The sequence below is a fragment of the Enterobacter sp. K510 genome (assembly GCF_055804875.1).
In genome coordinates this window covers 16,710-30,409 of record NZ_JBNRLQ010000010.1, presented here as the reverse complement: position 1 = coordinate 30,409, position 13,700 = coordinate 16,710, and the positions used below count along the sequence as shown (strand labels likewise).

The following is a 13,700-nucleotide window of genomic DNA, read 5'->3' as shown; positions in this document are numbered from 1 at the left end:
GGGTATGTCATGGATGCGATTACCACGAATGCCGCCGGCATAAGAGTGCCTGCTGCCGGCGTCCCGTTATCAGCCGTTCCGCTGACTATTCGATTCGCTGGAAGACTTTTTTACTTCCATCCGGTGAGAATGCGATAACATCGTAAGCCTCTTTTCGGGCTCCCATCTCCATTCCAGGACTTCCTGCTGGCATACCGGGGGTGGCGAGACCGTATATACCTGAACCAGACTGCATTGCCTTATGTATCGTTGTCGCAGGCACATGGCCTTCAATGATCAAATTACCGGCAACCGCGGTATGACAACTTCGCAGTCCTGCAGGAATAGCATGCTTTTCTTTCAGGGCTGACAGCGCCTGATCATTCATGACGTGAGTTCGTACTTCAAACCCGTCCTTTTCCATCGCCTTGCCCCACAGGGAACAGCAACCACAGTTTTCAGACTTGTACATGTCTATTACTTTTTCACCTGCCATTGCAGGAAGTGAAAGGCCAAAAGCCAGGGTCATTACAATTATTTTTTTCATACTCACCTCTGTATGTTATCGATATAAACCCTGACGTCAGGGTGAATTTATGCAAAAGGACACCCGCAGGGGTGCCCTTTCAGGGTTATGACACGCTCTTTTTATGTCTGCGCAGCCAGATGAGTTTATAGGCGGCAGGAATAATGAACAGGGACAGCAGCGGAGCTGTGATCATCCCGCCAATCATGGGGGCCGCGATACGGCTCATGACTTCTGAACCTGCGCCGGTACCCCAGAGTATCGGCAGCAGACCCGCGATGATCACCGCCACGGTCATGGCTTTCGGCCGGACACGCAGCACGGCACCATGATAAAGGGCTTCATCAAGACCTTCCGGTGTGAACGTTTCTTTGTTTGACAGTTCCGGATGCGCTTCAATGGCATGACGCAGATACATCAGCATGACCACGCCAAACTCTGCTGCCACACCGGCCAGGGCGATAAACCCGGTTCCGGTTGCGACTGACATATGGAAGCCCTGCCAGTACAGGAACCATATCCCGCCAACCAGGGCGAACGGCAGACTCATCAGGATCAACAACGCTTCATCAACCCGGCGGAACGCCAGATACAACAGGATGAAAATGATCATCACCGTCATCGGCACCATCAATTTAAGTTTCTTGTTGGCGTGCTCAAGCAGTTCAAATTGTCCGGAGAATGACACGCTGGTACCCGGTCTAAGTTTCACTTTCTGACTGATAGCCGTTTTAATATCATTAACCACCGACACCATATCCCTGCCGCGCGCGTCAATGTAAATCCAGCTGGCTGGACGGGCATTTTCCGTTTTCAGCATAGTCGGCCCTGAAACGACCTTAATATCCGCGACATCGCCCAGCGTGATCTGCTGCTTCATCGGGGTCAGGATCGGCATCTGTTTCAATGCATTTGGACTGTTCCGATAATCCTGCGGATAGCGAATATTAATCGGGTAGCGGGCCACGCCTTCAACCGTTTCCCCTACCGTTGCGCCGCCGATGGCTGATGAGACAAACAGCTGTACATCACCAACAGTCATACCGTAACGGGACGCTTTTTCCCGGTTGATATCGATATCGATGTAACGCCCGCCTTCAAGTCGCTCAGCCAGGGCAGACACCACGCCCGGCACGGTTTTGGCTACCGCCTCGATACTCTGCGCAGTCGCATCAATATCGGCCAGGACAGTCCCTGAGACCTTGATACCTATCGGGCTTTTGATCCCGGTTGAGAGCATATCAATACGGTTACGGATTGGCGGAACCCAGAGGTTTGCCAGACCCGGTAAACGGACGGTCTTGTCGAGTTCTTCAATAATCTTGTCAATCGTCATACCCGGACGCCACTGATCCTCAGGTTTGAGCTGGATCGTGGTTTCCACCATTTCAAGCGGTGCGGAATCCGTTGCGGTCTCTGCTTTACCGGTCTTGCCAAATACAGAGGCCACTTCAGGAACGCTTTTGATTAACTTGTCCGTCGTCTGCAGGAGTGCTGCAGCTTCTGCCGGAGAGACGCCAGGCAATGTTGATGGCATATACAGCAGGTCGCCCTCATTGATCTTCGGCAGAAACTCCCCCCCCACCTGACTCAATGGCCATATAACGGTGAAAATGGACAAGGCCGCAACCAGCAGGGTTGTTTTTGGCCAATGGAGGACCCGCAGCAGCAATGGATGATACGCTTTGATCAGCACCCGGTTCAGGGGGTTACTGGTCTCGGCAGGAATTTTTCCCCGGATCCAGAATCCCATCAAGATCGGAATGACAATGATGGCCAGCGCGGCCGCTCCCGCCATGGAGTACGTTTTCGTGAATGCCAGCGGGCCAAACAGACGTCCTTCCTGACCTTCCAGGGTAAAGATAGGAATAAAGGACAGGGTGATGATCAGCAGGCTGATAAACAGTGCGGGTCCCACTTCCACGGAGGCGTCGGTAATCACCTTCCAGCGGGTGGCGTTGTCAATCTGCTCACCCGGATGCTGATGATCCCACTCCTCAAGCCGTTTATGCGCATTCTCAATCATCACAATGGCGGCATCCACCATCGCACCGACGGCAATAGCTATCCCTCCCAGCGACATGATATTGGCGTTTAGTCCCTGGAAGTGCATGACGATAAAGGCGATACACAGGCCAAGCGGCAGAGAGATAATCGCCACCAGGGCAGAACGTACGTGCCACAGGAACAGGGCACAGACGATGGCCACCACGAAAAACTCTTCCAGAAGTTTGGAACTGAGGTTATCAATCGCCCGGTCGATTAACTGGCTGCGATCGTAGGTGGTCACGATTTCAACGCCTTCCGGCAGACTGGCCTTCAGCGTGTCCAGTTTATCCTTGACTGCTGTGATAACGTCGCGCGCATTTTTACCCGACCGCAGGATCACCACGCCGCCAGCAACTTCCCCCTGGCCGTTCAGTTCGGCAATACCACGCCGCATTTCAGGCCCGGTCTGCACGCGGGCAACATCCCGCAAATAAACCGGCACGCCGTTCTCGCCTGTTTTCAGGACGATGTTATTAAAATCATCAATGCTCTGCAGATAGCCGCTGGCGCGGACCATATACTCCGCTTCGGCTATTTCAACGGATGAACCACCGGCTTCCTGGTTAGATGATTCAAGAGCCTGTTTCACTTCGGGCAGGCTGATCCCATACTGGGACAGTTTTACCGGATTGACCTGAATCTGGTACTGCTTCACCACGCCACCGACCGAGGCTACCTCAGCCACGTTCGGGATGGTCTTCAGTTCAAATTTCAGAAACCAGTCCTGCAAAGAACGCAGTTCTGAAAGGTCGTGTTTTCCGCTGCGATCGACCAGGGCATATTCAAATATCCAGCCCACTCCCGTGGCGTCCGGGCCGATTTCAGAGCTCACACCCGCAGGCAGTTTGCCCTGAACCTGATTCAGGTATTCCAGCACGCGCGAACGGGCCCAGTACAGATCGGTGCCGTCTTCAAAAATGACATACACATACGAATCACCGAACTGTGAAAAGCCACGCACGGTTTTTGCGCCAGGTACGGACAGCATGGTGGTGGTAAGCGGATAGGTGACCTGGTTTTCTACAATCTGCGGGGCCTGTCCGGGATAGCTGGTTTTAATAATGACCTGCACATCTGACAGGTCAGGCAGCGCATCGACCGGCGTGTTAATTATCGTCCATGTGCCCCAGATGCTGAGAAACAGTGCGCCCATCATGACCAGGAAACGGTTGGCGACAGAGCGCCGGATAATCCATTCAATCATCGTCGTCTCCTCAGTGCCCTGAATGCATATTTACAGGCTGCTCAGACATTGCTGGCATACTGTTTTCTGTTTTTTCAGGGTGGCGCATACGTTCCAGCGCGCCCGTAATATTGGCTTCGGAGTCAATGAGGAACAGGCCACTGACCACCACGGTATCGCCTTCATTCAGGCCGGAGCCAATGCCGGACTGTTGCTGTGATTCATGCAGAACGTGGATCTGTTTCGGCACAAACTTGCCTTCATCATCAACAGTAATCACGCGCTGTTCTTTGCCGGTATCGATAACGGCCTGGCTTGGTATCAGCAGCATCTCCTGGCTTTGGGTATTCAGTTTGAGATAGGCATTCATGCCTGGCTTGAGAAACTCATCCTTGTTAGAAACCTGGAGGCGGACCTGAAGCGTGCGGGTTGTCTGATCCACGCTGGGAAGAATGTTCCATTTTTCGACATGGAATGTTTTATCCGGATAAGCCGGTACCGAAATTTCAAACTGCGACGTATCTTTCAGCAGATAGGCGATAGATTCTGGCACTGCAGCGCTGATCCAGACCGGGTCCATCCCCTGAATCTGAGCCACCACCTTATCTTTGGAAATATTCATGCCGGTGCGCAGGTCAAATGCAGTAATGACACCATCAATAGGTGCTTTAATGGTAAAACGGGTCTGGATTGTGCGGGTTGAACGCAGCCTTTGAATATCTTCTTCCGGCATACCAGCCAGACGAAGTCGCTCCAGAACCCCTTTTATCTGGGTTGGCGTACCGCCTGTACCGGATAACAGCAGAAACTCACTTTGTGCCTCAACCCATTCAGGAATGGTGATATCGATAAGCGGAGTGCCTTTCTTCACATGATCGCCAATCGTCAGGGGATACACTTTTTCGACGAAACCATCAGAACGCGCCTGCACAATGACAAACTGATATTCGTTGTAACTGACATTAGCCGGGATTGTCTGAGAATAATTCAGCATTCCTCGCGTGACTTTTTGCGTTTTTAATCCCAGATTCTGAACCTGAGTTGGATCGATACGGATCCCGCCACTGCTTTTATCGCCACTTTCATCAGCATATTTCGGCACCAGGTCCATATCCATAAAGGGAGATTTTCCGGGTTTATCAAATTTAGTATCCGGTTTCATCGGGTCATACCAGAAAAGTACCTTTTTCTCCGGTGCCTTTTGTTCTGTTTGTACTGTTTTTTGTGATGAGTTTAAATACTGCCAGGCAGTAACCGATATCAGCCCTCCTGCTATGAGGCTGCTGATAATTATTGCAGCATATTTTATCTTTAAAGAAGCCATACAATTTCTCGCTGAAAAATCAAAACACCTGGCATATGCGCCCGATCATTAATTCACAGTAATCCCATAATGAATGTTCAGGCGCACTGGATGTATTCGCTCCGGAGTGTCAATCAGGATTGCGTAACGTTAATGCTTTTGAGTAAGGAGATATTGCCCTGCTGAATAAACGAGAAATCGACATGGTTGCCGGTTTTCAGGGCATTGATAGCGTCGTCTGCATTAACAAAAGTGAAGCGCATGGTCATTGCAGGCCAGCCCACCGCCGGGATTGCTTCATGCGAAATGGTGATCTTTTTACTATTCATATCAATTTCTTTAACGATACCGGTGCCCTTGATAACCTGCTGTACCGAAGCATCACTGGCAGCATTCATATCGCCATGCTGATGTGTTTCAGCATTAAGACCGGCAGAAAACATGACAGAGAAGGCACCAAATAAAACGGCTTTAAGTGAATTACGCATTTTTAATTTCCTGATTAATTGAATCAATTTACTCTACCCAACCGCCACCCAGCGCGGTAAACAGATTAATTTCGTTAACCTGTCGGGAATAGGTAAGATCGAGAATGGTTTGCTGCGTCGCGAAGAGGGAACGTTCTGCATCCAGCACTTCGATGTAACTGACAGCACCACTTGCATACAATCCTCTGGCACGCTGTAGAGTTATCTGTAGTGAATCAAGATAACGCTGCTGTGACTCAAGTTGCTGGCTAAGGCTGTCGCGCAGCGCAAGCGTGTCGGAAACATCTTTAAAGGCTGACTGAATTTTTTGTTCGTAATTAACCACCGACTGTTGCTGGCGAATTTCAGCCAGCTTCAGATTGGCTTTGTTCCTGCCAGCATTAAATATAGGAATTTCAATTTTAGGAATAAAATTCCACATTCCACTTCCTGACGTAAAGAGGCTGGACAGCTCCGTACTGCTTGAGGAGAGACCACTGGTCAGGGTAATGGACGGGAAAAAAGCCGCTCGCGCTGCGCCAATATTGGCATCAGCCGCTTTCAACTGGTATTCCGCTTCCATAATATCCGGACGCTGCAGCAATATTTGTGACGACAGATTTGGTGGCAATTTTACTGGTGCGATCTCCCCACCTTTCATCCCTTTTTCTGACGGAACTGCGCGGTACGTTCCAAGCACCAGTTGCAGGGCATTGTTTGCCTGAGCCAGATCGCCTTCTCGTTTGGCTATTTCGGCGCGGGTACTTTCGATTTGCCCCCTGGCTTGTTCAAGCGCCAGAACGTTCGTACTCCCGGTCACCAGTTGTTGCTCAACGAATGCATAAGACTGTTCATAATTTTTCAGCGTTTCCCGCGCAATACGGAGTTGTTCGTACGCCAGTTGCTGGCTGAAATAGCTCTGTGAAACGTTGGAGACCAGCAGGATGTGTACGGCACGACGGGCTTCTTCGCTGGCAAAGTAGTTCTGGCGATCAGCCTCACTCATGTTCTTAAGTTTGCCAAAAAAATCGAGCTCATAGCTGAGCTCCAGACCCGCGTCGTACTCCTGCGTGGTCGGCTTGTCACCTTTCAGACCACCGCTGTATGTAATCCCGGATGAGGCATTCAGTTGGGGATAACGATCTGCATCCGTGACGTTGAACTGGGCCCGGGCCTCTTCAACCTTCAGGGCAGCCATTCTCAAATCACGGTTATTATTCAGGGCTTCACCGATCAGCCTGCTGACCTGGGGATCGACAAAAAAGTTTCGCCAGCCCGTATCCTGATAGCTGTTTACCGCAGGCGTCAGACTGTTTTTAGACAATGAAAACTGCTGGGGAACCGGAGCTGGCGGACGCTGATATTCAGGTGCCAGAGAAACACAACCTGCCAGGATGAATATGGTACTGATGCTAAGTAATTTTAATTTGAACATAACGCTTCTCGTACAGGCAGACCTGGTAAATGGTTCAATCGAAGTCCAGAGTATTGATAGGGATACTTTACCGAACGCTCTCTGTTTGCCGGGTGACAGGATAATGACAATGTTGTCATTTTTGCTGTAATCCGTTGATAACGATTGTGGGCGCAATAGAATGACATTAGCAGCCAGCCGGGGAGCAAGATGAAAATATTGATCGTCGAAGACGAAATTAAAACAGGTGAATATCTCAGCAAAGGGCTTACAGAAGCAGGGTTCGTAGTGGATCACGCTGATAATGGTCTTACCGGATATCATCTCGCCATGACCGCCGAGTATGATTTAGTCATTCTGGATATCATGCTACCTGATGTGAACGGCTGGGATATCATCCGTATGCTGCGCACTGCCGGAAAGGGTACGCCGGTCTTACTGCTGACGGCCCTGGGCACGATCGAACACAGGGTCAAAGGACTGGAGCTGGGTGCGGACGATTATCTGGTTAAACCCTTTGCGTTTGCCGAACTGCTCGCCCGGGTGAGAACTCTTCTGAGGCGGGGAAACACGATGATCACGGAAAGCCAGTTTAAGGTGGCTGACCTCTCTATTGATCTCGTATCCAGAAAAGTCAGCCGCGCCGGGAACCGCATTGTGCTCACCAGTAAAGAGTTCAGCCTGCTGGAATTCTTCATTCGCCATCAGGGAGAAGTTCTTCCCCGCTCCCTGATTGCCTCTCAGGTCTGGGACATGAATTTTGACAGCGACACTAACGCGATTGATGTCGCAGTAAAGCGACTCCGCGCTAAAATAGACAACGATTACGAGACAAAACTGATCCAGACAGTGCGGGGCGTGGGCTACATGCTGGAGATCCCGGATGCATAGCAAACCGTCCAGACGACCTTTCTCACTCGCTCTGCGGCTGACCTTTTTTATCAGCCTGTCCACAATACTGGCGTTTATCGCCTTCACCTGGTTTATGCTGCATTCTGTTGATAAGCATTTTGCCGAGCAGGATGTCAGCGATCTGCAACAAATCAGCACCACACTAAACCGTATCCTGCAGTCTCCGGTTGATCCGGATGAAAAGAAAATAAGCAAAATAAAGGAATCGATCGCCAGCTACCGTAACGTTGCTCTTTTGCTACTTAATCCCCGGGGAGAGGTGCTGTACAGCTCTGTGCAGGGGGCTGCTTTACGCTCTGCTGTGAGTTCAGCCGATTTTAGCGAGCATAGCCGTGCACGTGATGTCTTTCTCTGGACGGTGGAGGATCCTGCGAGACCGATGGATACCGGGTCCGGAATGAAGATGGAAACATACAGAATTATTGCCTCCTCTGGTCAGGCGATATTTCAGGGCAAACAGCAGAACTATGTCATGCTGACTGGCCTCTCCATTAATTTCCATCTCCATTACCTCGATGCGCTGAAAAAAAATCTGATTGCGATCGCTGTCGTGATAAGTCTGCTAATTGTTCTGATCATTCGCATTGCTGTCCGTCAGGGGCACCTGCCACTTCGTAATGTCAGCAATGCCATTAAAAACATCACCTCCGAGAATCTTGATGCGCGGCTGGAACCGACACGCGTTCCCATTGAGCTGGAGCAGCTGGTTATCTCGTTCAATCATATGATTGGAAAGATTGAGGATGTTTTTACCCGCCAGGCCAATTTCTCTGCCGATATCGCGCACGAGATCAGAACACCCATCACCAATCTGGTGACGCAGACTGAAATCGCTCTGAGTCAGGATCGAACCCAGAAGGAACTTGAGGATGTCCTCTATTCCAGCCTTGAAGAGTATAACCGGATGACAAAAATGGTCAGCGACATGCTGTTCCTGGCGCAGGCGGACAATAATCAGCTGATACCTGACAGGGTTCGGTTTGACCTCAGAGCAGAAGTCATGAAAGTCTTCGAGTTTTTCGAAGCCTGGGCCGAAGAACGAAATATCACGCTCAAATTTAACGGGATGCCCTGCCTGGTTGAGGGAGATCCACAAATGTTCAGAAGAGCGATCAATAATCTGTTATCCAATGCCCTGCGTTATACCCCAGAGGGACAGGCAATCACCGTCTCAATAATAGAGCAGGAGAGCTTTTTTGACCTTGTGATTGAAAATCCGGGGAAACCAATCCCTGAAGAGCATTTATCAAGGCTGTTTGACCGTTTTTATCGGGTGGATCCGTCCAGACAACGAAAAGGAGAAGGCAGCGGCATCGGCCTTGCGATTGTGAAGTCCATCGTGGAAGCACATCACGGAAGAGTGCAGGTGGAATCGGACGTACGCTCAACTCGTTTTATCTTATCCGTGCCCAGACTTGAGAAAATGCTTCCGGAAACCCAATACTAAGAATAAAGATTTAAATGACAAAGATGTCATTAGCCTGTCATGCAGCAAACAGAAGCCATTCGATATAATTAGTGCAACTTATCAGGAAGGCTGGATTGCTTCATCAATACCCGGCGTCAGAGTACGCCAGGAAATGAATATCCAGTCCTCTCCCGGAGAAATAAACACTGCCGAACCTGTTTCAGTTATGGAACTGAAAACACCGGTTGTACTTCCCCGGACATCACTAATTCAGAAATGGAGATTTATCATGAAAAATATCGTATTAGCATCCTTGCTGGGCTTTGGTTTAATTTCGTCGGCCTGGGCCACTGCAACCGTGAATATTCATGAACGCGTCAACAATGCACAGGCTCCTGCTCACCAGATGTTGTCTGCTGCGGCTCCTGTCGGGATCCAGGGGACTGCTCCTCGTATGGCCGGTATGGACCAGCATGAACAGGCCATTATTGTTCATGAAACCATGACGAACGGATCGGCGGATGCGCACCAGAAAATGGTGGAAAGTCATCAGAAGATGATGAGAAATAACACTGTATCCACGCCCGTTTCGTCAACGTCTTACGCTGCGATGGATGAGCATGAAAGAGCAGCGGTTGCCCACGAATTCATGAATAACGGTCAGTCCGGCCCACATCAGGCCATGGCCGAAGCGCACCGCCGTATGAGCAATGCAGGCTGAATGCGACTGTAGTATCCGTGCTTTTACCCTTTCCTTGATAGATTATTCCTTGACCGTATATGTGGCTACATTTTGGCCCCCATCAGGGGGCTTTTTTATCTGACTCAGCTACAATTAACCGGTACCTACCTTACAAGGAACTATTGTATGAAAATCAAAAATTCCCTCTTTGTAATACTGATGTTATCCCTGCCTGCAATTTCTGCTGAACATTCTGAAATGAACATGTCAGATATGACCTCATCAGCATCGTCACAGGAATACATGGCGGGGATGAAAGATATGCATGACAAAATGATGGCCGCCGTTAATGAGCCAGATCCCGACAAGGCCTTTGCAAAAGGCATGGTTGCACACCATGAAGGGGCAATAGCAATGGCTGAAACCGAGCTGAAGTATGGAAAAGATCCCGAAATGAGAAAACTCGCACAGGACATTATTAAAGCTCAAAAAGGTGAAATTGAGCAGATGAATAAATGGCTTGACAGTCATAAATAATGAACACTGGAGTGTTGTCTTGCGCACCCTCTTAGGGTACCCCCGGACACGAAAACATATAGTACTTAACTAATTAAAAACCCGAATAATTTCGGGTTTTTAATGTAACTTTCTTTTCTGAACGAAAATAATAGTCATACAATTTAATTTTTTTGTAATTATTCCTACTTTTAATCAGGTACTGGACAATGGATAACGACTCCCGCCTGAGAGGGAAAATCCGTCTGGTTACCTGGCGCTATACTTAACCGATTGATCGACATGCCATGCTGGTAAAATATTAAAATCCTCCCCCATAAATCTGAACCACATGACAGGATTGATAGTCAGGCAGTAATTCACATTCATTGCTAAAAATAAAAATAAGCATGCATCTTCTCGAAGATTAATTACCTTCCATCTTGTAAAAAAGAATCAAATCCTCTAATAATATCTCGATTCCCGCTTTTTTTAATACATCTTTCCGCTCGGCATATATTTTCCTCAACATATCTTCAAACCCCTTGCCAAGATGAATTTGTTTATGGCAGTTGCAACATAGTGATATGATATTCTCTTCCACATCCAGTGAATTCTCAAAATAGTCTTGCTTTGACATCGGGACAATGTGATGAGGTTCTGTGTAATTTAGGGGAGAGTTTCGCCTTCTGAACGTTGGATGGTCGCAATTAATTTCACATTTATAATCAGCTTTGTTAAGCGCATTTTTTGAAACAGATTTACTTCTTGGGTATGAGAGTCCATTTTTGACTTCTATTGCAGCTTTCTTAGGTTTCGCTTTTTCGCTATACTCAAATGTCTGAGTAACGTCAAAGTGATTACTTTCTTCTAGAGCAGTGATCAAATCATTATCTGAGTAAAAATCAATGCTTGAGCTTTCGTTCGTACTAAAAAAATCTAGTTCTTTTATTGCCTGAACAAGTTCTTCACGGATAGTCCATAAATTTCGCTTTGGGTTTCCTTTAATTTCTCTACTTTTCATGACTGTAATGAATTTTGTCCCGGAAGCAATCTTTCCGACTCCTTTAACCTCGAATCGGCCAAGCTGCTTCTGAACTCTTCCACCCAACCCATTGATTACACCATTAGCACTCATACTGTGCAGGTCGTACTTCTTGCCGATATCGAAACATGTACAGGAATGGTCTGGCTCAATGAACCATTTTTTTAACGCTGCAATACTTTTGTCATCAAAAACTTTTTTATCCCTTAATAAAATCTTCCATTCTTCAACGCTAATATCTATATCACAGACGTATTCACCATCAATTACTTCACATATTTTTTCAATCATGTCCATAACTCTCTTGTAACACAGGCTTTGTAATAATGTAAAATCCGTTACACGGCGTTGTATGTAATGTCATTGTCTCTTGGACTCCTACAGTCCAAAACAACTTTGTGTTTTGTTGTCCAAAAACTTTTTGTTGCCGTGAGTTCTCACTGAGATAAATCTCGCCTTGAGCGTATCACATCAGCAGACTTCCTCTCAACCTTATGGACTTAACCCGGTCATTCTTCACGACAAAGAAAGTACGGCATTTTACATGACGAAGAGACGGTCTCAGCTTCACATGACCGGATAACGTTTTTAATGTACTTCATTATTACGGCACGGGTGTTCAACGAGTATTTTTAAATATTAATCATTTTGTTTAACGGGTGGATACCTACAAATTTTAACATTTACTAATCAAGATAGCAGTTATACGTACTTTCCCGGCAAAAATCCTGAGGTTTACAGATTCCCTCACCGTAACAGACCCGGTCATTCCCCTGGTCCTCCGGAGAGTCTAGTACGAGTGATAAACGTGAATTCCTGTACCTGAAGTTCAGCCGCTGGCAGATAAGTCGTGAACTATAATTACACTCAGTCAGATCCAAACACCTTTTCATCTGCATATATACTTTGTACATACCAGGAGATTACATGCAGGCACCCGGTATACCGGAGAATGAAGAACAGAGGCTGAAGTCCCTGTATATTACCGGCCTTCTTGATACCCGTGACGATGAGCGTTTTGAACGCCTGACGCGGCTGGCCCGCAAAGCCTTTCAGGTCCCGGTGGCCCTGATAAGCCTGCTGGATCGCGAGCGCCAGTGGCTCTTCGCCTGCCAGGGCGTCGGCGTGCGCGAAACTCCACGTGATATTTCGTTCTGCGGGCACGCCATTCTGCAGGAAGGGCCTTTTATCATTCACGATGCGGCTGCCGATGCGCGATTTCACGATAATCCCCTGGTTACCGGTGAACCACACATCCGGTTCTACGCCGGCCTGCCGGACGGCACGGTGGCCGGCACGCTGTGCCTGATCCACACCGTTCCCCGCGCCTTCACGGATGAGGATATTGCGTCCCTCCGGGACCTGGCCTGTATCGTGGAGGACGAATTCGAGGCCATCAACATGGCTATGACGGACAGCCTGACGGGCATTCCCAACCGGCGCGGGTTTTACCGCGCCGGCGACAAACTCTTCCGCGCAATGAACCGGCAGGATGCGTCGTTCAGCCTCATCTATTTCGATCTGGACAGGTTCAAACCGGTTAACGATCTCTGGGGACACGCTGAGGGTGACGAGGTGCTTAAGGTATTTGCCACCTTTTTACATCAGCACCTTGAACCGGGCGAAATTGCAGGCCGCCTCGGCGGGGATGAGTTTGCCGCCCTTCTCCGGCGGGACGGCGACACCCGCTATTTTCTGGACGCACTGGGTGCCAGTCTGGATCATTACAATGATACCTCAGGTAAACCCTACAATATCAATTACTCCTTCGGTGCAATGATTAATAACGCAGACCAGTTTACGACGCTGGCGGAGATGATCGGTAAATGTGATGAAGTGATGTACCTGACGAAAAAGCGAAAGACCCTGTCACTGAAAACAGAACCGTGACACGTCTCTTTCCCGGGGGACCTGATCTCCGGACAAGAGGTTTATCGGTACAGGCAGACAGACTATTTTTGACTATCACGCGCATAAAGTCGTTTTTTAATTGCTGTTTATGCACTAATCCACAAATCACAACAATCTGAACTTATTTGTGATTATCCTGCATTAATCTCCCTTCTCTTACCCTGAGATCCGGAAACCCCAAAAGCCAGAAGTGGTTGATATCCACCTTCACACTCATATTGGGTGTAAGAGTGACTGAAATAGTCGTCATAGCCAAAACGACGCAGACAATATATGATTACCGGTGGTCATGAAAGTGGCATTCCTAGATTAATTATCATATCTTA

11 protein-coding genes are annotated in these 13,700 nt (G+C 48.5%); 5 read left to right on the top strand and 6 right to left on the bottom strand.

The window, feature by feature from the left end; all coding sequences use genetic code 11:
• Nucleotides 1–85: 85 nt before the first annotated feature.
• The 5 genes from ACQUTD_RS17080 to silC all read right to left on the bottom strand — a co-directional run bounded on the left by ACQUTD_RS17080 (nt 86) and on the right by silC (nt 6,942).
• The gene (locus ACQUTD_RS17080; protein ID WP_088222256.1) at nt 86–526 is read right to left on the bottom strand and encodes a DUF411 domain-containing protein; all 441 of its coding nucleotides are present in this window, start codon (nt 524–526) and stop codon (nt 86–88) included.
• A gap of 85 nt (nt 527–611) precedes the next feature.
• A complete protein-coding gene (silA, locus tag ACQUTD_RS17075) occupies nt 612–3,758 on the bottom strand; it encodes a Cu(+)/Ag(+) efflux RND transporter permease subunit SilA (protein WP_015387183.1) in 3,147 nt (1,048 codons plus the stop codon).
• A gap of 10 nt (nt 3,759–3,768) precedes the next feature.
• On the bottom strand, nt 3,769–5,061 hold the full coding sequence (gene silB / locus ACQUTD_RS17070; protein ID WP_001548143.1) for a Cu(+)/Ag(+) efflux RND transporter periplasmic adaptor subunit SilB: 1,293 nt from the start codon (nt 5,059–5,061) through the stop codon (nt 3,769–3,771).
• A gap of 113 nt (nt 5,062–5,174) precedes the next feature.
• Complete coding sequence (gene cusF, locus ACQUTD_RS17065) at nt 5,175–5,528, bottom strand: cation efflux system protein CusF (RefSeq protein WP_001246156.1); 354 nt, start codon at nt 5,526–5,528, stop codon at nt 5,175–5,177.
• Nucleotides 5,529–5,556: 28 nt separating this feature from the next.
• Nucleotides 5,557–6,942 carry a Cu(+)/Ag(+) efflux RND transporter outer membrane channel SilC gene (silC, locus tag ACQUTD_RS17060; protein WP_000475515.1) on the bottom strand — a complete coding sequence of 462 codons (1,386 nt, stop codon included), beginning with the start codon at nt 6,940–6,942 and terminating at the stop codon, nt 5,557–5,559.
• A gap of 189 nt (nt 6,943–7,131) precedes the next feature.
• On the opposite strand from silC, the gene silR reads away from it, so the two are divergent.
• The 4 genes from silR (at nt 7,132) to copM (ending at nt 10,460) form a co-directional block, all read left to right on the top strand.
• Entirely contained in the window at nt 7,132–7,812 is a 681-nt protein-coding gene (gene silR / locus ACQUTD_RS17055; RefSeq protein WP_000697970.1) for a copper/silver response regulator transcription factor SilR, read from the top strand.
• Nucleotides 7,805–9,280 (top strand): copper/silver sensor histidine kinase SilS, encoded by a 1,476-nt coding sequence (gene silS, locus ACQUTD_RS17050; RefSeq protein WP_069730032.1) that lies wholly within the window; start codon nt 7,805–7,807, stop codon nt 9,278–9,280. Before silR ends, silS begins: the two co-directional genes overlap by 8 nt.
• Nucleotides 9,281–9,530: 250 nt before the next feature.
• On the top strand, nt 9,531–9,962 hold the full coding sequence (gene silE / locus ACQUTD_RS17045; RefSeq protein ID WP_045295175.1) for a silver-binding protein SilE: 432 nt from the start codon (nt 9,531–9,533) through the stop codon (nt 9,960–9,962).
• Nucleotides 9,963–10,109: 147 nt separating this feature from the next.
• Nucleotides 10,110–10,460 carry a CopM family metallochaperone gene (gene copM / locus ACQUTD_RS17040; RefSeq protein WP_015387186.1) on the top strand — a complete coding sequence of 117 codons (351 nt, stop codon included), beginning with the start codon at nt 10,110–10,112 and terminating at the stop codon, nt 10,458–10,460.
• A 385-nt stretch (nt 10,461–10,845) separates the two neighbouring features.
• Here the strand turns inward: copM and ACQUTD_RS17035 are convergent, their stop codons facing one another.
• Nucleotides 10,846–11,754, bottom strand: a complete 909-nt coding sequence (locus ACQUTD_RS17035; protein WP_001372261.1) for an HNH endonuclease — start codon at nt 11,752–11,754, stop codon at nt 10,846–10,848.
• 636 nt (nt 11,755–12,390) lie between these two features.
• Here ACQUTD_RS17035 and ACQUTD_RS17030 point away from each other — a divergent pair.
• Nucleotides 12,391–13,353 carry a GGDEF domain-containing protein gene (locus ACQUTD_RS17030; protein WP_088222251.1) on the top strand — a complete coding sequence of 321 codons (963 nt, stop codon included), beginning with the start codon at nt 12,391–12,393 and terminating at the stop codon, nt 13,351–13,353.
• Nucleotides 13,354–13,700: the final 347 nt, after the last annotated feature.

Bases quoted from the DNA above. Each gene is read 5' to 3' on its own strand.
- silR (WP_000697970.1), top strand. From the start codon at position 7,132: ATGAAAATATTGATCGTCGAAGACGAAATTAAAACAGGTGAATATCTC.
- ACQUTD_RS17030 (WP_088222251.1), top strand. From the start codon at position 12,391: ATGCAGGCACCCGGTATACCGGAGAATGAAGAACAGAGGCTGAAGTCC.
- silB (WP_001548143.1), bottom strand. From the start codon at position 5,061: ATGGCTTCTTTAAAGATAAAATATGCTGCAATAATTATCAGCAGCCTC.
- silC (WP_000475515.1), bottom strand. From the start codon at position 6,942: ATGTTCAAATTAAAATTACTTAGCATCAGTACCATATTCATCCTGGCA.
- copM (WP_015387186.1), top strand. From the start codon at position 10,110: ATGAAAATCAAAAATTCCCTCTTTGTAATACTGATGTTATCCCTGCCT.
- cusF (WP_001246156.1), bottom strand. From the start codon at position 5,528: ATGCGTAATTCACTTAAAGCCGTTTTATTTGGTGCCTTCTCTGTCATG.
- silA (WP_015387183.1), bottom strand. From the start codon at position 3,758: ATGATTGAATGGATTATCCGGCGCTCTGTCGCCAACCGTTTCCTGGTC.
- silS (WP_069730032.1), top strand. From the start codon at position 7,805: ATGCATAGCAAACCGTCCAGACGACCTTTCTCACTCGCTCTGCGGCTG.
- ACQUTD_RS17035 (WP_001372261.1), bottom strand. From the start codon at position 11,754: ATGATTGAAAAAATATGTGAAGTAATTGATGGTGAATACGTCTGTGAT.
- ACQUTD_RS17080 (WP_088222256.1), bottom strand. From the start codon at position 526: ATGAAAAAAATAATTGTAATGACCCTGGCTTTTGGCCTTTCACTTCCT.
- silE (WP_045295175.1), top strand. From the start codon at position 9,531: ATGAAAAATATCGTATTAGCATCCTTGCTGGGCTTTGGTTTAATTTCG.